Annotated in this window: 15 protein-coding genes; 6 read left to right on the top strand and 9 right to left on the bottom strand. The window is 70.4% G+C overall.

Translation table 11 applies throughout. The features are described from left to right. Positions 1 to 82: 82 nt before the first annotated feature. The 4 genes from IEY79_RS17810 to IEY79_RS17795 form a co-directional block, all read right to left on the bottom strand. Complete coding sequence (locus tag IEY79_RS17810; protein WP_189108476.1) at positions 83 to 2191, bottom strand: SpoIIE family protein phosphatase; 2109 nt, start codon at positions 2189 to 2191, stop codon at positions 83 to 85. Positions 2192 to 2279: 88 nt separating this feature from the next. Continuing rightward, positions 2280 to 3524, bottom strand: coding sequence for a DUF6777 domain-containing protein (locus IEY79_RS17805; RefSeq protein ID WP_189108475.1), 1245 nt, complete (start codon positions 3522 to 3524; stop codon positions 2280 to 2282). Positions 3525 to 3680: 156 nt separating this feature from the next. Then, a complete protein-coding gene (locus IEY79_RS17800; protein ID WP_189108555.1) occupies positions 3681 to 3851 on the bottom strand; it encodes a hypothetical protein in 171 nt (56 codons plus the stop codon). 304 nt (positions 3852 to 4155) lie between these two features. Then, a complete protein-coding gene (locus IEY79_RS17795) occupies positions 4156 to 5637 on the bottom strand; it encodes an SDR family NAD(P)-dependent oxidoreductase (RefSeq protein WP_189108474.1) in 1482 nt (493 codons plus the stop codon). A 242-nt stretch (positions 5638 to 5879) separates the two neighbouring features. Here IEY79_RS17795 and IEY79_RS17790 point away from each other — a divergent pair, with 242 nt between their 5' ends. After that, a complete protein-coding gene (locus tag IEY79_RS17790; protein ID WP_189108473.1) occupies positions 5880 to 6404 on the top strand; it encodes an SPW repeat protein in 525 nt (174 codons plus the stop codon). 116 nt (positions 6405 to 6520) lie between these two features. Here the strand turns inward: IEY79_RS17790 and IEY79_RS17785 are convergent, their stop codons facing one another. The 3 genes from IEY79_RS17785 to IEY79_RS17775 all read right to left on the bottom strand — a co-directional run bounded on the left by IEY79_RS17785 (position 6521) and on the right by IEY79_RS17775 (position 10958). Continuing rightward, positions 6521 to 7267 (bottom strand): GNAT family N-acetyltransferase, encoded by a 747-nt coding sequence (locus IEY79_RS17785; protein WP_189108472.1) that lies wholly within the window; start codon positions 7265 to 7267, stop codon positions 6521 to 6523. Next, positions 7264 to 8184: an NADP-dependent oxidoreductase gene (locus tag IEY79_RS17780; protein WP_189108471.1), complete on the bottom strand. Its 921-nt coding sequence runs from the start codon at positions 8182 to 8184 to the stop codon at positions 7264 to 7266. The genes IEY79_RS17785 and IEY79_RS17780 overlap by 4 nt, the downstream gene beginning before the upstream one ends. 155 nt (positions 8185 to 8339) lie before the next feature. Beyond that, positions 8340 to 10958 (bottom strand): PA14 domain-containing protein, encoded by a 2619-nt coding sequence (locus IEY79_RS17775; RefSeq protein WP_229700937.1) that lies wholly within the window; start codon positions 10956 to 10958, stop codon positions 8340 to 8342. Between the two features lie 273 nt (positions 10959 to 11231). Between IEY79_RS17775 and IEY79_RS17770 the strand changes: the two genes are divergently transcribed. The 5 genes from IEY79_RS17770 (at position 11232) to IEY79_RS17750 (ending at position 17227) form a co-directional block, all read left to right on the top strand. After that, on the top strand, positions 11232 to 12266 hold the full coding sequence (locus IEY79_RS17770) for a LacI family DNA-binding transcriptional regulator (RefSeq protein ID WP_189108469.1): 1035 nt from the start codon (positions 11232 to 11234) through the stop codon (positions 12264 to 12266). 226 nt (positions 12267 to 12492) lie between these two features. Beyond that, on the top strand, positions 12493 to 13581 hold the full coding sequence (locus IEY79_RS17765) for an ABC transporter substrate-binding protein (RefSeq protein WP_189108468.1): 1089 nt from the start codon (positions 12493 to 12495) through the stop codon (positions 13579 to 13581). A 1-nt stretch (position 13582) separates the two neighbouring features. Then, a complete protein-coding gene (locus IEY79_RS17760; RefSeq protein ID WP_189108467.1) occupies positions 13583 to 15214 on the top strand; it encodes a sugar ABC transporter ATP-binding protein in 1632 nt (543 codons plus the stop codon). After that, positions 15207 to 16169: an ABC transporter permease gene (locus tag IEY79_RS17755; protein WP_189108466.1), complete on the top strand. Its 963-nt coding sequence runs from the start codon at positions 15207 to 15209 to the stop codon at positions 16167 to 16169. The genes IEY79_RS17760 and IEY79_RS17755 overlap by 8 nt, the downstream gene beginning before the upstream one ends. Next, the gene (locus tag IEY79_RS17750; protein ID WP_189108465.1) at positions 16166 to 17227 is read left to right on the top strand and encodes an ABC transporter permease; all 1062 of its coding nucleotides are present in this window, start codon (positions 16166 to 16168) and stop codon (positions 17225 to 17227) included. Before IEY79_RS17755 ends, IEY79_RS17750 begins: the two co-directional genes overlap by 4 nt. Positions 17228 to 17309: 82 nt before the next feature. Here the strand turns inward: IEY79_RS17750 and glgC are convergent, their stop codons facing one another. Continuing rightward, the gene (gene glgC, locus IEY79_RS17745; protein ID WP_189108464.1) at positions 17310 to 18527 is read right to left on the bottom strand and encodes a glucose-1-phosphate adenylyltransferase; all 1218 of its coding nucleotides are present in this window, start codon (positions 18525 to 18527) and stop codon (positions 17310 to 17312) included. A 54-nt stretch (positions 18528 to 18581) separates the two neighbouring features. Continuing rightward, positions 18582 to 19763 carry a glycogen synthase gene (gene glgA / locus IEY79_RS17740; RefSeq protein ID WP_189108551.1) on the bottom strand — a complete coding sequence of 394 codons (1182 nt, stop codon included), beginning with the start codon at positions 19761 to 19763 and terminating at the stop codon, positions 18582 to 18584. Positions 19764 to 19804: the final 41 nt, after the last annotated feature.

Here is a 19804-nt window from a genome sequence, read left to right as displayed (position 1 = left end):
CGCCGACGGTCGGTTACGGTCAAGCACCAAACAGATACGTTCAGTTAGCATCACTGTAATACCCCGCACCCTTCGCGGCCCTTCAGCCGTACCGCTCCGCCAGAGAGTCGGGGGAGTCCTCCGGCTCCACCCGGGGCGAGATGACGAACTCGGCCCAGACGCACTTGCCGCTGCCGCGGGACTCCACACCCCATTCGTCCGACAGGACGTCCACCAGGACCAGTCCGCGCCCCGAGACCCCCGTCTCCCCCGCGTCCCGGATCCGCGGCAGCGCGCTCGACCAGTCCTCGACCTCCAGCCGCAGCCGCCGCTCCACCCTGGACAGCACCCGGACGGTCACGATCGCGTCGCCGTCGGTGTGGGTCAGGGCGTTGGTCATCAGCTCGTCGGCCACCAGCTCGATGTCGTCCGAGCGGTCCTGCGCGCCCCAGGCCCGTACGGCCGCGCGGACCATGTGACGGGCCGACGACAGCTCCTCGGGTTCGTTCTGCCCGACGTGCTGCTGGAGCCTGCCGCCGGTCCTGCCCGCGTACGCGCCCCGTCTGCGCATCAGCAGGACGGCGACGTCGTCCACGCCGCCCCACTCGTCCACCGCGGCGCAGAGCTGGTCGGCCAGCTCCTGGGGGTCGCGCGGACCGTCCGCGATCATCCCGGACAGTTTCTGCATGCCTTCGTCGAGATCGGCGCCGGGCATCTCGACCAGCCCGTCGGTGTAGAGGACCAGCATCTGGCCGGGATCCAGCTCGACGGTGTTCACGGGGTAGTCGAGCCGGCCGAACTCCGCCGAGAGCCCGAGCGGCAGTCCGCCCTCCGCGGGCAGCCGGCGGCAACTGCCGTCGCTGTCCCGGATCATCGGGTCGACATGGCCGGCTCGGACCATCCGGATGACGCCCGTGGCCAGGTCCGCCTCCGCGTAGATACAGGTCGCGAAGCGGTCGGTGTCGAGTTCGTGCAGGAAGACCGAGGCCCTCGCCATCACGGTCGCCGGGGTGTGGCCCTCGGCCGCGTACGCCCGCAGCACGATCCGCAGCTGTCCCATCACCACCGCGGCGTCGGTGTCATGACCCTGTACGTCTCCGATGACGGCGCCGACCCGGCCGCCCGGCAGCGGGATGACGTCGTACCAGTCACCGCCGATGTCCCTGCCGAGCCGGGCCGAGCGGTAGCGGACGGCGATCTCCCCGCCCGCCACGGCCGGGATCCGGCGCGGCAGCATCGCCTGCTGGAGCCCTTCGGCGAGGTCGTGCTCCTGCTCGAAGAGGACGGCGCGCTGGAGGCTCTGCGCGATGCCGCTGACGAGGGCGACCAGCAGGTTGCGGTCCTCGGTGGTGAAGCCGGTCTTGTCGCCGTAGAGGAGCCCGATGGCCCCGATGGGGCGGCCCTGCGCGATCAGCGGCAGATAGGCCGCCGAGGTGATGCCGAGATGGCTGATGTGCGGCCAGAGGCCCGGGTAGGAGACGGCGAAGTCCTCCTCGGAGTCGATGAACCGCGGCGCGAGCGTGCGGATCACCTCGCTCATCGGGTACTCCTCGTCCACCCGTGTGATCCGCGTCCCCGGCACGAAGGAGCCCTCCGGGCCCTCGGCGACCAGATGGATACGGCCCGAGTCGAGGAGGCCCATCACCATGCTGGAGGCGCCGAGGTGTTCGAGGCCGTCGGACTCCTTCAGTGCGTCGATGACGTCCTGGACCGTTCTGGCGTGGGCGAGGGCGGCCGTCGCGCCCTCGACGACACTGGTCCGCCGCCGGCGCTCCTCGTCGAGTTCGAGCCGTGCCATCGAGTCGGCGAGCTCCTGCGTCGCGTCGCGGACGATGCCGATGAGACGCCTGGGGTGGCCGGCCCCGTCGCGGTGGACGGAGCCCTGCGAGTGGGTCCAGCGCATGGTGCCGTTACGGCGCCGGACACGGAAGTAGGCACCGTAACTCTCGCCGCCGCCGTTGATCGCCTCCCCGACGACGTCGTTGAGCCGGGTGCGCTCGCCGGGCGGCAGACGCTCCAGGACCATGTCCCGGGTGCCGTCGTATTCGTCCGCGCGCAGATCGAGGATCTCCAGCGCGACCCGGTCCAGATGGAGCAGTCCGCTGGCCAGATCACAGTCGAAGCAGCCCATGCCGTTGAGGGACAGGCTCAGTTCCGGCTTCGCGGGCCAGTCGTCGGGCAGCGACGGGGGCCCCGCTTCCCGATCGACCATGGAGTCACTCTGTCATCATTTGTCGGATATCTCGACCGGTCGTCCGGCCAGGCGCCCGTACGGGAGACGGCTCCACGGGCGCGGCCGGTCAGTCCTGGAGGGTGACCGTCCCGGCCGGGTCGTCCCCGCCCGTCGTCGTCACGAGGTCTTCGGCCGTCGTCGCGAGGTCCTCGTCGGACGGCGCGCCGGCGTCGCCTTCGAGCGGTGCGTCGGGGCCCTGCCGCTCCGGGGACATCGGCAGGACGGGGTAGTCCGGGTCCACACCGCTGTCGGGCTCCTCGGGCGCGGTGGAGCAGTCGGGCGGGTCCACCAGGCTCTCCGACCACGGCTCGTCGGGCTCCGGGGCGTCCGGCGTAACGCAGTCGGGCGAGGGCGCCCGGTCGCTCTCGGACGCGTCGGGCTCCGGGACGGCCGGTTCGGAGCGTCCCGGGTCCGGGCTGTCCGAGCCGCTGCCGTCCGGCGCGGGCGGCTCCAGCGAGGGGTCGATGATGTCGGTGTCCGGCGGGTACGGCGGCGGGACCCGGGGCTTCTTGTCCTGGCTGCCGTCGGTGCCGGTCTTCCGTTCCAGCCAGGTGTTGTCGACGGTGTCGACGATCACCAGGGCGGTCAGGACCCGAGTGCTGCGGTTGACCACGACGACACGGTCGGGCCGGTAGCCGCTCCACGCCTTCCCCTGGTGCCCCGCGTCGTCGCTCCGCCCGGTGGCCGGGCGGAGCGGGTTTCCGCCTGCGCAGCGGACCCTGGGCTGCCCTCGGTCGTCCACGAGGACGGCGGTGCCGCTCTGGAGTACGGCCTGGTAGGCGGTGGCGGCTCCGTGCCGGTAGCCGTGGTCCGTGACGCGTACGTCGGCGCGCAGTACGACGGGGGTGAGCCCGCGCAGGAACGTCGGGACGGACGCGGGGGCGACGCCCGCGCCGCGGGCGAAGGCGGTGGCCTTGGCCCGGTCCGCGGCCAGGAGGCGGGCCTGCGCCTGGACGTCGCAGCTGGGGACCGACTTCGTACCGCCGTAGAGCCCGGCGATGGCGCCGGAGATCGAGCGCGGCGCCCGGGGGCCCGGAGTGGGACCGCTCGGATCGCCGGACTCGGGCCCGGCCGTCGGCGGAGGAGAGGAGTCCGCGTCAGGCGTCGGCGCCGCCGTCGACTCGGTGAAGGGATCGGGCCCGGATGTGCCGAGCGGCAGCAGGGTGACCTTGGTGGACGCCGCCGCCTGTGCCGCTCGCGCCGCCCGCCCGTCCTTGCCGACGCTGTCCTCGCCGCAGCCGGCGGTGATCAGGATTCCGGCGGACAGCGCGGCGAACGCGGCGTGCCGCCGGCGAATGGGTAGGCGTCGCACAGGGTCTCCCAGCTGTTCGTCCTCCGGAATATGACTCCATATCTGCCGGACCCGGGGCCGCCCCGCAAGCGGGGGCGGCGGACGGGGGACCCCCTCCGCACGCGAGCGCCGGACAGGCCGCGTGGAGGCCCGTCCGGCGGTGCGAGGAGGTGATTGCTAGTCGACGCCCTGGAGGATGTGCGGTTCCGCGAGGTCGTCCTCGTAGCCCGCCAGCCGGATCGGTGCGGACCTGGCCCACACCTCGATGTTCCGGAGCTTCTCGGGTCCGCGCCGTTCACCGCCTCGGTCGGACGGGCTGTTCTCGGGCTGAGCCATGTCAGGTGTCACCGCGCACTCCTCTGTGTCGCGTAACCCCGGGCGCGCCGACTCCGGACTCGTACCGGGCGCCGACCGCCGAACGGGGGCGGGGGCAAGGGCAGTTCGGTCGCGGTGGCGCCGGTTTTCGGGCGGGGCGGTGGCCTGGTTGCAGGCCTGGCCCGGGACGGCCGGGGAACCTTCGTGGGTCCCGGGGTGGCGTCCGTGCGCCTTACATTAACCAAATGAGCGCGTGCTCGCTCGATGGGGCCGGTGAGGTGAGTCACTTCCGGACAGTGTCAGGACGACAGCCCCGCCCTCTGTCCGCGGTCGGGGCCTACCAGTTGGCCGGCGCGTAGTCCTTGAGGAAACAGCCGTACAGATCCTCGCCGCGCTGGCCGCGCACGATCGGGTCGTAGACGCGGGCGGCACCGTCGATCAGGTCGAGCGGGGCGTGGAAGCCCTCCTCGGCGAGCCGCATCTTGTCCGGGTGCGGGCGCTCGTCGGTGATCCAGCCGGTGTCGACGGCGGTCATCAGGATGCCGTCGGACTCGAACATCTCCTGCGCGCTGGTCCGGGTCAGCATGTTCAGCGCGGCCTTCGCCATGTTCGTGTGCGGGTGTCCGGCGCCCTTGTAGCCGCGGCTGAAGACGCCCTCCATCGCGGAGACGTTCACGACGTACGTGCGTCCCGCCGCCGCTGCCGCCATCGCCGGGCGCAACCGGCTGATCAGGATGAACGGCGCGGTGGAGTTGCACAGTTGGACTTCGAGGAGCTCCACCGGATCGACGTCGGAGACCGTCTGGATCCAGCTGTTGGTGTCGTGCAGGTCGGGCACGAGCCCGCCCGCGTCGATCGCGGTTCCGGCCTCGATACGGGCGAGCGTGGCCGAGCCGCCGACCAGGGCCAGACCGGTGACCTCCGACGCGCTCAGCGCGTCACCGCCACCGGCGGGCAGCACGGCCTGGGCGCCGCTGCCGAAAGCGCCGATGACGTGCGAGGAAGGCAGTTCCCCTGCGGGCAGCGGCGCGGATTCGGCGGCCAGCAGCTCGCTGTAGGCCCCCGGGGAGCGGCGTACGGTCTGGGCGGCGTTGTTGATGAGGATGTCCAGCGGACCCTCGGCGGCGACGGAGTCGGCGAGGGCGACGACCTGGGCCGGGTCACGCAGATCTATGCCGACGATCTTGAGGCGGTGGATCCAGTCGGCGCTGTCGTCCATCGCCTTGAAGCGGCGGATCGCGTCGTTCGGGAAGCGGGTGGTGATGGTGGTGTGTGCGCCGTCGCGCAACAGCCGCAGCGCGATGTACATACCGATCTTCGCGCGGCCCCCGGTGAGCAGGGCGCGCTTGCCGGCGAGATCCGTGCGGGCGTCCCGGCGGGCCCGGTTCTCCGCGGCGCATGCCTGGCACAGCTGGTGGTAGAACGCGTCGACCTCGACGTAGCGGGTCTTGCAGATGTAGCAGGAGCGCGGCCGCTGGAGGATTCCGGCGATCTCACCGGCGACCGAGGACGACGGCAGCAGGCCCTGCGTCTCGTCGTCGATCCGCTCGGCGGATCCGGTGGCGGTCGCCTCGGTGACCGCCTTGTCGTTGGCGGTCTTCGCCGCCCGACGCTCCTGGCGGCGGCGCTGTTTGACGGTCCGGTAGATCCCGGCGGTGGCGCGGCGGACGGCCACCGCGTCGGGGTGGTCGACGTCCAGCTTGTCCAGCTCGTCGAGCACGGCCAGGCAGACGGCCATGCGCTCGGGGTCGATTCCGGGGCCGTACGCGGCGTCCGGCCCGCTCTCGCCGAGCGTGGTCCCGTCATCTGTCAACGTCATCGCCGGTGCCGTTCCCTCATCATTCGTCACTCACCCGTCCGGGGCACTCACCCGTCCGGGGCCGTCGAGCCCTGCACGGATACGGCCGTCCGGCCGAGCGGCCTCGAACAGTTTGCCACGAGGTACAAGGCAATTTGTTCACGCTCAACTACACATAATGGTGAATAAGGGGCAGAATGGTCTTGTACCGCTCGATCCGGTGCAGCACGGTCGCACCTCTCAGACCGAAGGAGTCGAGACTCATGGCCGATGTTTCGCACACCAGGGGAGCCTCCAGTGCTCACCCGGGTGTTTCAGACACCAGGGGAGACATAGGTGCTCACCCTGACGTACCAGAGATGCGGGCCAGGTACGCCCGCGTGCTCGGTGGACGTGATGTGGCGCTGCTGGACGGGCCGATCTTTCTCGCCGGCCTGTTCATCGCCCTCTCACCGTGGATCCTTCACTACACGACCAGCCAGCCGGGTCTCGTGGTCCACAACGTGATCATGGGCATCGCGATCGCCGGCCTGGCCCTCGTCTTCTCCGCCACCCCGACCCGGACGTACGGCTTCAGCTGGGCTCTCGTCTTTCTGGGGGCGTGGATGGTCGCGGCACCCTGGGTCGTCGGTTCCAGCCCGGACCGCGGCGTGTTCCTCAGCAACGTCATCCCAGGTGGCCTGACCGCCGTTCTTGGCCTGGTCTGCGCGGGCGCGGCGCTGATGGCAGCGCGCAAGCGTACGAAGATAGAACGGACGAGCCGGATGAATCGGCCGGTCCAGACGTAGGCAGGGCACTCCACCCGGTGGGGCGGGCAGACGGCCGTAAAGGGCCGTCCGCCCGCCCCAGCGATGTGTGCGCCCCGTTCGCCGTGCGCGCCCGTTCGCCGTGCGCGCTCGTTCGCTCAGCCGCCGGCCGTCGCCGGAACTCGCGAGGGCTCCGGGACGCGGATCCCGACGAACGGCATCCGGCGGCGCAGCCGGAAACCCAGTGCCTCGTAGAGCCGGATGGCGCCCTCGTTGTCCCCGGCCGCCTGGAGGAACGGGATCTCGCCGCGCGCCTTGATCCCGGCGGCCACCGCCAGGACGAGCCGGGCGCCCAGCCCCTGGCCGCGGAACTCCGGCGCCGTACAGACCGCGCTGATCTCCCGCCAGCCCGGCGGGTGCATGCGCTCCCCCGCCATCGCCACCAGCTCCCCGTCACGGCGGATGCCCAGATACGTGCCCAGCTCGACGGTCCGCGGCCGGAAGGGCCCAGGCCTGGTGCGGTCCACCAGGGCCAGCATCTCCGGCACGTCGGCGGCGCCGAGCACCACGGCCTCCTCGTCGGGGACCGCGTCCACCGACTCCTCCACGAGCTGCACACCGTCCACCTGGAAGGTGACCTCCCAGTCGGCCGGGGGCACCACATCGACGCCCGCGAGCACCGCGGTGCCGTCGTCTCCGACGAGATGGACCGCGTCCGCCCAGTCCCCCGCGTCGGGCTCGTCGGGCAGGGCGAGCCACGGCGACACCTCGGCCCGGTAGGCCAGCACCCGTCCGCGCCGCTCCGCGAAGCGGGCGTGCGGGCCGGTCAGCCCGGCGAGTACGGGATTGTCGAGCGGGTGATACGAGGCCCGGCCGGGCGCGGGGACCGATCCGGCCCCGCTCACGGGCCGACCTCGATCACGATCTTGCCGAGCGCGTGCCCGTCCTCGACGGCGCGCAGCGCCTCCCCCGCCTCGGCCAGCGGGAAGATCCGCGTCACGTACGGCCGCAGCGTGCCCGCCACCACCAGCGCGGCGACCTCTTCGAGGACGGCGGCCGTGCGGAGCCGTACGACCGCCGCGCCGCCCAGGGTCACGACCCGCGGCTTGTCCCCCGCGCTGATCAGCTTCGTCAGGTCGGTCACGAGCCCGGCGGCGGCCTCCAGGTCCGCGCCGCCGACCAAGTCGAAGACCGCGTCGACGCCGTCTGGCGCGGCGGCCCGTACCCGCTCCTGAAGCCCGGGGCCCGGCGTGACATGGACCGCGCCCAGCGATTCCACGAAGTCCTTCTTGCCCGCGCTCGACGAGCCGACGACCCGCAGGCCCGCGCCGATCGCGATCTGCGTCGCGGCCACGCCCACACCGCCTCCGGCGCCGATGATCAGCAGGGTCGCGCCGGCCGGCAGGTCCAGCTGCTGGATGCCGTCGTACGCGGTCGCCGCCGCGACCGGCAGCGCCGCCGCGTCCGTGAACGACACGGCGTCCGGCTTGTGCGCGGTGATCGCGGCGGGCAGCAGGGTGTACTCGGCGTATCCGCCGGTGAGGGTGGAGCCGAAGACGGCGTCCCCGACGGCGAATCCCCGCACACCCTCGCCGACCCGCTCGACCACTCCCGACGCCTCGCTGCCGAAGACGGTGGGCAGCGGCTTGGGGGTCGAGCCCGGCCGGTTGTAGCCGGTGCGCAGCTTCCAGTCCACGGGGTTGACCCCGGCCGCCCGGACAGCGATGAGGAGTTCGCCGTGACCGGGGACCGGCTTCGGCTGGTCGACAAAGGCTTCGCCCTCCGGGCCGCCGAACCGGGTGTAGACGTACGCCTTGGGCATGTGATCCCTCGCTCTGACTGTCGACGTCGGTGGTCGTCCCCGGTGGTGGTCCTGGGACGGCGCCAGTTTCAAGTCCGAGTTCCGACCCGCTTATTCCTTGTACGCCGAAGGGCGCCGTACGGGGTTGGAACCCGTACGGCGCCCGGCGATCCGGCTCAGGAGGTCGCGCACTCCATCGAGGCCGGGTCGGACGCTTCACGGATCAGGGTGTCATGTGCCGCCTTGAGCCGCTTGACGTCGGGCTTCATGACCTTGCGGTCATAGGTGAGCAGCCCGTTGAGTTCACCCTCCACATCGCTGATCTGGGTGTAGACGGCTCCGTTGCTCCCCCGGCAGGCGAGGTCCCGTACGTTGCCGAGCTGCGCCAGATACTCGTCGGTGTACTTCTCCTGGTCGACGCCCACATAGGTGTGCTGGACCGGCCAGGCGTGGCCCGGTACGGCGAGCCCGAGGCCGCCGTACTCGCCGCTGACGAGCGCCCGTTTGCCGTCCGGCGCGGGCAGCAGAGGCGTCGGATAGCCGTGCGCGTCGGCGATGTCGCCGTTCTTGCCGTCGACGGCCCCACAGCAGTTGATGCCGCTCATGTTGTTGACGAGCCGGGTCGGGTCCCAGCCCTTGGCCTGGTCGGCGATCCGCGCCTGGTCGTACTGGCCCCAGCCTTCGTTGAAGGGGACCCACATGATCACCGATGGGCTGCCGGCGTGCTGGTCGATCATCTCCTTCATCTCGTGCTCGAACTGGGCCGCCGCGGGGGCGGCCGGGGACTTCGGCATCGAGGGCATGTCCTGCCAGACGAGCAGTCCCAGCTTGTCCGCCCAGTAGAACCAGCGGTCCGGCTCCACCTTGATGTGTTTGCGCACGGAGTTGTAGCCGAGCTCCTTGTGCTTCTTGAGGTCGAAGGCGAGCGCCTCGTCGGTCGGCGCGGTGTGCAGCCCGTCCGGCCAGAAACCCTGGTCGAGGGTGGCCATCAGGAAGACCGGCTTGCCGTTGAGGACGGTGCGCTGCGCCCCGTCGACGTTCTCGACGGCGATCGAGCGCATACCGAAGTAGCTGCCCAGCCGGTCGCCCGACCTTTCGTCGCCGATCCGCACGTCGAGCTTGTAGAGGTGCGGATCGTCCGGCGACCACAGGCGCGGGTCGCGCACGGGCACGCTGAGCGGCGCTCCCGTACGGCCCCTCACCGTGCCCACCTTGCGCTTGCCGTCGTAGGCGGTGGCCGTGACCGGCACCCCGTCCCGTACGCCGCGCACCTCGACCGCCAGCTTCTCCCCGGCCACGTCGGGTGTGAGTTTCAGCGAGTCGGCGTGGTCGGAGGCGACCGGCTCCATCCAGACGGTCTGCCAGATGCCCGAGGAGGAGGTGTAGAAGATGCCGCTCGGGTCGAGGCGCTGCTTGCCCATGGGCGGGTTCTCGCCGCCCGCCGCGTCGGTCGGGTCGTACACACCGACGATCAGTTCCTGCGTACGGCCGGGCTTGAGGGCGTCGGTGACGTCCACACTGAACCGGTCGTAGCCGCCCTTGTGTTCGGTGACCTTCTTGCCGTTGACGTAGACGGTGGACTGCCAGTCGACGGCGTCGAAGTTCAGCTTCAGGCGCTTGTCGCCGCGGTGGCCGCCCTTCCTGCCGTCGTCGATGCGCCAGCTCTCGGGCACAGTGAAGGTACGGCGGTACCACATCCGGTCCTCGTGCCGTTCGAGACCGGAGAGCTGCGACTCGACGGGGTACGGGACGAGGATCTTCTCGTCCAGCTTCTTGCCCACCGGCGGGCGCTCGCCCTGTTCGGCCGCGGCGAACTGCCACTCCCCGTTGAGATTGCGCCAGGCGTCGCGGGTCATCTGCGGACGCGGGTACTCGGGCAGCGCGTTGTCCGGGCCGACGTCCTTGGCCCACGGGGTGGAGAGCTGGTACTCGGACTCGTTGGGTCCGCTGCTCCAGAACTCACCGACGGGGTCGGCGTCCTGCGACGCGAGGCCGCCCTCGCCGTCGTAACGGATGTCGGCGGAGCCGCCCTTGCCGACCACGGGCTCCTTGAGGCCGACGAGCAGGCTCCGGGCGTCGGCGGGGTCCTTCCTCACCGAGCCGAGCGGCCACTCGGCGCCGCCGATGATGGCGTCGAGATGGCCGGCAAGACCGGCCGGGACCGCGGCGAGCGGCTGCGCGAACTCCATCCGCAGGGTGCGGCCGTCGGCCAGGACGGTGGTGGCGATGGCACCGTCGTACGCGTAGCCGTCGGGGAGGCGGAAGGCCGAGGTGGGCACCGGCTCTTTCGCGCCACCGGGCTCGGTCCAGTTCAGATGGAGGTTCGAGCCGCCGACGTCCTCGAAGTACTCGACCTTGATGTCGTACTCCTGGCCGCCGTCGAGTTCGACGGGGTCGGCTGTCTGCTCCTTCTCCCAGTCGTTGACCCAGTGGTCGATGGCGATCTCGCCGTCGACCCAGAGCCGGAACCCGTTGTCGCCGATCATCGAGAAGGTGTGGGGACCGCTCTGTTCAGGGACGATCTTCCCGGTCCAGCGGACGGTGGCGTGATCGGCGCTGCCGGTGGCCGTGGAGAGCCGGGAGTCGAGGTTGTCGAAGTCGATCCGGGGGTCGAACCCGGTGGCCTTCAGCTCGTGGAAGTCGAAGGCTCCGGGTGCTGACGAGGAGTAGTACTCGCCCTTGAGTCCATGGGGCACGACCGGGTCGTCCGCGGCCGATGCCGCCGGGACCGCCGTGAGTCCGGCGACGCCCAGGGCCGATGCGAGCAGAACGGCCAGATTTCTTCGGATGCGCACAAATCCTCCTTGGAACTGGACCTGCCGGACGACCCGCGATCGGAAAGCGTGCGTGCCAGGCGTGGACGCCCGATCAGAGGTCTTCCGGCAGGGTCCGAGGGTGGCGGCTCGTTGCGACAGTCTGTACAACGTTGGAAGGAACGGCAGTTGGCATGACAACATGCCGCTCCACTTGCTGTCCAGGGCCATGACAAAGCGCGGTCCCGCAACGTATATAACGTTGTACAGATTGGGCAGGGGCGACCTTCGGGCCGACCTCGGAGGGGAAATACGGTGACCGTCAGCCTCAAGGACGTCGCGGAGCGCGCGGGCGTTTCCATCAAGACCGTTTCGAACGTGGTGAACAACTACCGGCATGTCACCCCGGCGATGCGGGCCCGGGTCCAGCTGGCCATCGACGAGCTCGGCTACCGGCCGAATCTCACGGCCCGCCATCTGCGCAAGGGACGCACCGGGATCATCGCGCTTGCCGTGCCCGAGCTGGGCAACCCCTACTTCGCCGAGCTCGCGGGCTCGGTCATCGACGTGGCGGCGGAGCACGAGTACACGGTGCTGCTCGACCACACGGGTGGCCGCCGCGAGCAGGAGGTCCTGGTCAGCCAGGGCTTCCGGGCGCGGGTGATCGACGGGCTGATCCTGAGCCCGATCGAGCTGGAGACCGAGGATCTGCTCGGCCGTGACCAGGACGCGCCGCTGGTGCTGCTCGGGGAGCGGGAGTACGACCTGCCGTACGACCACATCGCGATCGACAACGTGGCAGCCGCCCGGACGGCCGTGCGGCATCTGCTGGATCTCGGCCGGTCGACGATCGCGTTCCTGGGCGCCAGGACCGACCGGGTCAACGAGCCGTCACATCTGCGGCTGCGCGGCTGGCGTGCCGAGCTGAAGGCGGCCGGGCTGCCGGCGCCGGACTCCCTGATCGCTCCGACGGGGGGCTGGGACCACGCCAACGGCGCGGACGCGATGAATCAGTTGCTCGACTCGGGCGTGACGCCCGACGCGGTCTTCGCGTACAACGACCTGATCGCCATCGGGGCGATGCGGGTGCTCTCCGAGCGGGGGCTGCGGGTCCCCGAGGACGTCGCGGTCGTCGGCTTCGACGACATCACGGAGGGCCGCTACGGAGCTGTGACCCTCACCACGATCTCGCCCGACAAACAGACCATCGCCCGGCTCGCCGTCCGCTCCGTCGTCAACCGGCTGCTGGGCACCGGAGACCCCGTCGGCAACGGCTCGCGTGAACTCCGCGCCGATTTCCGGCTGGTGGAGCGGGAGAGCACGCTCGGCCGCCGCCGGGGCGGTCACTGAGAGCGCCACCGGCCCCCGCGCACACAGCCGTTATCGCGCGAAGGCTTTACAGCCTCCGTACAACGATGTAAAAACCGTTCCGAACGTCCCGCACATCCGCTCCAGCAGTCCGTCGGGCCGGCGGTCGATCAGACCGGCGGCCCGGCAGTCCAGTTCGCCAGTTCTGTACGAGCCGACCTCCCGCGAGCGTCCCGGTCGCCGGGGCCGCGCCGAGATGGGGATCTCCATGAAGCTTTCCGCCGTCCGCCGTACCACCACCACTACCGTCCTCGCCGCGAGTCTCGTCGGCGCGCTCGCGCTCAGCGGCTGCGCCAAGTCCGAGGACGACGCGTCAGACAAGAGCTCGTCGGCCGGCGAGAAGGACAGCGGCCAGGTCGTCGCGACGCCCGGCGCGGGCGACAAGACCTGTGACATCACGCAGTTCGGCGGCGAGAAGATCGATCTCAAGACCGCCACGGTCGGCTTCTCCCAGTCCGAGAAGGAGGCCAACCCCTTCCGGATCGCCGAGACCGCGTCCATCAAGGCCGAGGCCAAGGCGCGCGGGATCAAACTCCTGTCCGCCAACGCCCAGACGCAGTTCTCCAAGCAGATCAGCGATGTCCAGGACCTGATAGCCAAGGGCGCCGACCTGCTGGTGATCGCGCCCCTCAACTCCGACGGCTGGGGCCCGGTGCTGCGCAGCGCCGCGGCGAAGAAGATCCCGATCGTCACCATCGACCGCAAGATCAACGCCACCGCCTGCAAGGACTATGTGAGCTTCATCGGCTCGGACTTCATCGAGCAGGGCAAGCGCGCGGCCGACCAGATGATCGAAGCGACCGGCGGCAAGGGCGAGGTCGCGATCCTGCTCGGCGCCGCGGGCAACAACGTCACCACCGAGCGCACCAAGGGCTTCAAGGACCAGGTGGCGGCCAAGGCCCCTGATCTGAAGGTGGTGTTCGAGCAGACCGGTGAGTTCGCCCGTGAGAAGGGCCAGCAGGTCACCGAGCAGCTCATCCAGTCGAACCCCGGCATCAAGGGGATCTACGCCGAGAACGACGAGATGGGCCTCGGTGCCGTCAACGCGCTGAAGGGCGCGGGCAAGAAGGCCGGTGACGTCAAGATCGTGACGGTCGACGGCACCCGTAACGCGGTCCAGGGCATCGTCGACGGCTGGATCTCCGGGGTCGTGGAGTCCAACCCGCGCTTCGGCCCGCTCGCCTTCCAGACCCTCGACGCCTTCACCAAGGGCGAGAAGGTCGGGCAGGACATCGTCATCCAGGACGGCGCCTACACCCCGGAGAACGCCGAGGCCGATCTGGGCAAGGCTTTCTGACGTGCTGTCGGTCACCGGTCTGACCAAGACGTTCCCGGGCGCACGCGCGCTCGACGGCGTGGACTTCGCCGCCCTGCCGGGCGAGGTCCACGCGCTCATCGGCGAGAACGGCGCCGGGAAGTCCACCCTCATCAAGGTGCTCACCGGTGTGTACCAGCCCGACGAGGGCGAGATCGTCCACGACGGGCGTCCGGTGCGCTTCCAGACTCCGCTGGAGGCGCAGCACGCCGGGATCTCCACGATCTACCAGGAGGTCAACCTCGTCCCGCTGATGAGCGTGGCGCGCAATCTGTTCCTGGGGCGGGAGCCCCGGAACAGGCTCGGGCTGATCGACTTCCGCCGGATGCACGGCGAGGCCGACGAGGCGCTGCGCTCGCTGGGGCTGCGGGTCGACGTCAAGCGTCCGCTGCGGACGCTGGGTGTCGGCGCGCAGCAGATGGTGGCGCTCGCCAGGGCGGTCTCCGTCGACGCGCGGGTGGTCGTCATGGACGAGCCGACGTCCTCGCTCGAACCACGTGAGGTGCGCACGCTGTTCGGCGTGATCCGGATGCTCAAGGAGCGCGACATAGCGGTGGTGTACGTGAGCCACCGGCTGGACGAGCTGTACGAGGTCTGCGACAAGGTCACGGTACTGCGCGACGGCAAGCTCGTGCACACCGGGCCGATCGCGGAGCTGGACCGGCTGCGGCTGGTGTCGCTGATGCTCGGCCGTGAGATGGCCGAGGTGAGCGGCGAGGGGGTCACCAAGTTCACCGGTGACCACCACGCGGGCCGTGAACCAGTCCTCAGCGCATCGGATCTGACGGTACGTCATACGCTGCACCAGGTCTCGGTCGAGGTACGGCCCGGTGAGGTCGTGGGCCTCGGCGGGCTGCTCGGCTCGGGGCGCAGCGAGACGGCCAAGGCCATCGCGGGCGCGCTGCCGCCGGACTCGGGGACGGTGGTGGTGGCGGGCTCGCCCGTACGTACCGGCTCCACGCCCGCCGCCATCCGGGCCGGCATCAGCCTGCTGCCCGAGGACCGCAAGGCGGAGGGCATCGTCCCCGGCCTCTCGGTGCGGGAGAACATCGCGCTGGCCGCGCTCCCCGGACTGTCCCGGTTCGGACTCGTGGACGATGCCAGGGTCGACAAGATCGTGGACACCTTCATGAAGCGGCTGCGGATCAAGGCGTCGGGGCCGCACCAGAAGGTCGGCGAGCTGTCCGGCGGCAATCAGCAGAAGGTGCTGCTGGCCCGCTGGCTGGCGATGCAGCCGAAGGTACTGCTGCTCGACGAGCCGACCCGGGGCATCGACGTCGGCGCGAAGGCCGAGGTGCAGGGCCTGATCGACGAACTCGCCGACGAGGGCCTCGGAGTGCTGCTGATCTCCTCCGACATGGAGGAGCTGATCGAGGGGTCGGACCGGGTGGTGGTCCTCAAGGACGGCGCCGTGGTCGCGGAGTTGACCGGCGACGACGTGACGGAGGACCGGCTGCTGCACGCGATCGCGGCGGCCCCGGAGTCGGACGCGGAGCTGAAGACGGTCGCGCCGGACGCCGCGGCGATCGTGGCCCCGGCGTCGCAGCCGGTGCCCGTGTCCGGGGCCGTACCGCTCGACAGGACCTCCTCAGGAGGGGAGACGGACCATGACTGAACTCGCCCTGAAGGGCGCCCCCGTCGACCGCGCGCGGCTGCTGCGCCTGCTCCAGGACTACGGCGTGTACGCGGGCGTCGCCGTCCTGCTGCTGGTCAACATCGCGCTCACCCCGCACTTCCTGTCCACGGAGAACTTCCGTACCCAGGCCGTCCAGGTGGCGCCGGTGCTGATCGTCGCACTGGGCATGGCGCTCGCGATCGGCAGCGAGGGCGTCGACCTGTCCGTCGGCTCGGTGATGGCCCTGTCGACGTCCCTGCTTTCGCTGTATCTCGGCTACGGGCCATGGGTCGCGCTGATCGTCGCGATGATCGGCGGCGCCGTCGTGGGCCTCGCGAACGGGTCGCTCATCGCGTTCATCGGGGTCCAACCCATCGTCGCCACACTGGCGTTGATGGTCGCGGTACGCGGAATCGCCCTCGTGCTGCTGCCCCAGCTCAAGGACGTACGCGACTCCGGCATGTCCTCGCTGGGCTCGGGCGATCTGCTCGGCATCCCGTATCTCGTACTGATCGCCACCGCGCTGGCACTGGTCGTCGGGTTCATCGTGAAGCGCACGACCTTCGGCCGGCAGCTCCTCGCGATCGGCGACAGCCGGCCCGCCGCACAGCTCGCCGGGCTCCCGGTGCGCCGCGTGCTGATCCTCGTCTACGTCATCGCCGGTGTGCTCGCCGCGATCGCGGGCGTGCTCGCGACCGCGCGGCTCCAGGCCAGCGACCCGACGTCGCTCGGCACGCTGATGGAACTTTCGGCGATCACCGCGGTCGTCGTCGGTGGCACCCCGCTCAGCGGCGGCCGGATCCGGATCGGCGGCACGGTGGCCGGCGCCGTACTGATCCAGCTGCTGACGGCGACGCTCATCAAGCACGATCTGCCGCCCTCCTGGACGCAGATCGCCCAGGCAGTCGTGATCGTGCTCGCGGTCTACGCGGCACGCGAACGGGGAAAGCGATGACCCACACCCATACCGAGCGTCCGTCCCGCGCCACGGGCAACGGCCCCGCCCCCGGCAAGGGGGCCTCCGGCAGTGACAACGACGAGGCGCCGCTCGGCGCGAGCCGGGCCGAACTGCTGAGCGCGCTCGCCCAGCAGCACGGCGCGCTCGTCACGCTGCTGCTCGTCGCCATCGGCGCGTCGATCGGCTTCGACACCTTCCTCACCGGCGACAACCTGGAGAACATGGCGGTGTCGTCGGCGTTCCTGGCGATCGTCGCCCTCGGTATGACGTTCGTGATCATCACCGGTGGCATCGACCTGTCCGTCGGCTCGCTCTTCGCGCTCGGCGGTGTGCTGGGCGCGTGGGGATCGCAGTACGGCACGCTCGTCGCGCTGCTCCTGCCACTGGCCGTCTGCGGGCTGATCGGGCTCGTCAACGGGCTGCTGATCGCGAAGGCGCGGCTCGCGCCGTTCATCGTGACGCTCGCGGCCATGCTCGCCGCCCGCGGCATCCTGCTGGCCATCACCGACGAGGGCGCCAACACCTATCTGGTGGACGAGAAGTCCTTCTTCGCCGGCCTCGGCCAGGAGAAGCTGCTGGGCGTCGGGGTGCCGGTGTGGATCACGGTGGCGCTCTTCGTCGCGGGCGCCGTGACGCTGCGGCGCAGCCGGTTCGGCCAGTACGTGTACGCGGTCGGCGGCAACGAGGACGCGGCGGCCCTGATGGGCGCACCCGTGGCCCGTACGAAGATCGCCGTCTACACCCTCTCGGGCCTGTGCGCCGGGCTGGCCGGGGCGCTCAACGCGGCCTGGCTGGTCTCGGGCGTCACGATCCTCGGCACCGGTATGGAGCTGGAGGCGATCGCGGCCGTCGTCATCGGCGGCACGCTGCTGACGGGCGGCTTCGGCTTCATCAGCGGGTCGCTGGTGGGCGTTCTGCTGCTGAAGGTCATTCAGAACGTCATCAACCAGATCGGCTCGCTCGACTCGGCGTACCAGCAGGTCGTCAGCGGCGCGTTCCTGGCGGTCGTGGTGATCGCCCAGACCTGGCTGGGCAGGCGGCGCCGGATGATGTGACGGGCGGGTCGGCCGTCCTAGGGCGCCGGAAGGGGTGAGGCCTTCCGGCGCCCGAGGACGGGGCCGGGAGCTGTCCCCGCGCCTAGAAGACCGTCTGGCCCTTCCCCAGTGCGATGACCCCGTTCTTCGAGACGGTGTACAGCTCCTCGTCCCGCCCCGGATTGACGCCGATCGTGGCGCCGGGCGGGACGTCCACGTTCTTGTCGAGGATCGAACCGCGGACGACCGCGCCGCGCCCCACCCGTACGTTGTCGTGGAGCACCGAGCCCTGCACCACGGCGCCCTCCTCGATCACCACACCGGGAGAGAGCACGGAACGGGTCACCTGGCCGCGTATGACGCAGCCCGGAGCGACGATCGACTCGCTCGCGATGCCGCCCGCCACGAACCGCGCGGGCGGGAGCTGGCCGGCATTGGTGTAGATGGGCCAGCGTCTGTTGTCGAGGTTGAACTCCGGCTGGTGCGAGATCAGATCCATGTGCGCGTCGTAGTACGAGTCGAGTGTGCCCACGTCGCGCCAGTAGCCGTGCTCGCGGGGTGTCTCGCCCGGCACATGGTTGTCGTCGAAGTCGTAGACCTGCGCCATGCCCTGCTCGGTGAGCATCGGCAGGATCGAGCCGCCCATGTCATGGACCGACGACTCGTCCTCGGCGTCCCGGTGCAGCGCGTCGACCAGGATCTTGGTGGTGAAGAGGTAGTTGCCCATCGAGGCGAAGACATGCTCGGGGTCGCCCGGCAGCCCCGGCGCGTCCGACGGCTTCTCCTGGAACCGGTCGACGCGCGTGCCGTCCGGGCCGGGCGTGATCACACCGAAGGACGACGCCTCGGCGCGCGGCACCCTGATGCCGGCGACGGTGACGCCCGCGCCGCCCTCGATGTGCCGGCGCAGCATCTGCCGCGGGTCCATGCGGTAGACGTGGTCGGCGCCGAACACCGCGATGTAGTCCGGCTGTTCGTCGTGGACGAGATTGAGGGACTGGAGAATCGCGTCCGCGCTGCCGAGATACCAGCGGGGTCCGAGCCGCTGCTGGGCGGGCACCGGCGTGACGTAGTTCCCGAGAAGACTGGACATCCGCCAGGTGGTGCTCACATGGCGGTCGAGCGAGTGCGACTTGTACTGCGTCAGCACGCAGTTGCGCAGGATGTCGCCGTTGACGAGATTGGACAGGACGAAGTCGACCAGGCGGTACGTACCACCGAAGGTCACCGCCGGTTTGGCGCGGTCGGCGGTCAGCGGCATCAGCCGTTTGCCCTCCCCGCCCGCCAGCACGATCCCGAGCACCGAAGGTCCACCACGCATCGCCGCTCCTCTGTTCTCGACCTCTACACGGGCCGTCCGGATCCGTCTACCCGGCTACTTCGCCTTGAGCAGCTCTTCGTACACCTCGTACGTACGACGGGCGACCCTGTCCCAGCCGAATTCGCGCACCGCGCGCTGCCGTCCCGCCGCGCCCATCGCCGCCGCCGACTCCGGGTCGTCCAGGACCCGGTTGAGCGTCTCGGTGAGGGCCGTCTCGAAGTCCTCCGGGTGCCGTTCGTCGTAGGGCACCAGCAGGCCCGTGCTCCCGTCGTCGACGACCTCCGGGATGCCGCCGACCGCCGAGGCGACGACCGCCGTACCGCAGGCCATCGCCTCCAGGTTCACGATGCCCAGCGGCTCGTACACCGACGGGCAGACGAACACGGCCGCGTGGCCGAGCAGTTGGACCACCTCGGGGCGCGGCAGCATCTCGGGGATCCAGAACACGCCGTCGCGGCTGCCGCTCAGCTCGTCCACCAGCTCGCGGAACTCAACCCCGATCTCCGGTGTGTCGGGCGCGCCCGCGCAGAGCACCAGCTGCGCCTCGGGGTCCAGCGCGCGGGCCGCGCGCAGCAGGTGCGGGACGCCCTTCTGCCGGGTGATGCGGCCGACGAACAGCACGTACGGGCGGTCGAGGTCGATACCGATCCGCTCCAGCACGTCGGTGCCGGGGTCGGGGCGGTAGAGGCGGGTGTCGATGCCGTTGTGGATCACCCGCACCCGGTCCGGGTCGAGTGAGGGATAGCAGTCGAGGATGTCGGTGCGCATGCCGTGCGAGACGGCGACGACGGCGTCCGCCGCCTCTATCGCGGAGCGCTCGGCCCAGCCGGACAGCTCGTACCCGCCGCCGAGCTGCTCGGCCTTCCAGGGCCGCAGGGGCTCCAGCGAGTGCGCGGTCATCACGTGCGGGATGCCGTACAGCATCTTCGAGACATGGCCGGCGAGCGCGGCGTACCAGGTGTGCGAGTGCACCAGGTCGCTGCCTTCCACGGCGGCGGCCATCGCGAGATCGACGGAGAACGTGCGCAGCGCGTCGTTGGCGCCTTCGAGTCCGGGGGCGGCCCGGTGCCGTACGACCCCCTGGGCCCGTTCACCACCGCCTGTGCCGTCCTCGCTCCAGCAGTGCACGCGCAGATCGGTCAGCTCACGCAACTCGCGGGCCAGGAACTCCACATGGACGCCCGCACCTCCGTACACATCCGGCGGGTACTCCCTGGTCAGCAGCCCGACCTTCACGCCATACCCCCGTCGCCCGACGATCTCAGCCATGTCATGGT

The sequence above is a fragment of the Streptomyces camponoticapitis genome (assembly GCF_014646115.1).
In the GTDB taxonomy this organism is placed as follows: domain Bacteria; phylum Actinomycetota; class Actinomycetes; order Streptomycetales; family Streptomycetaceae; genus Streptomyces; species Streptomyces camponoticapitis.
The sequence above is the reverse complement of the archived record's forward strand: the minus strand, read 5'-3'. Positions and strand labels throughout refer to the sequence as shown.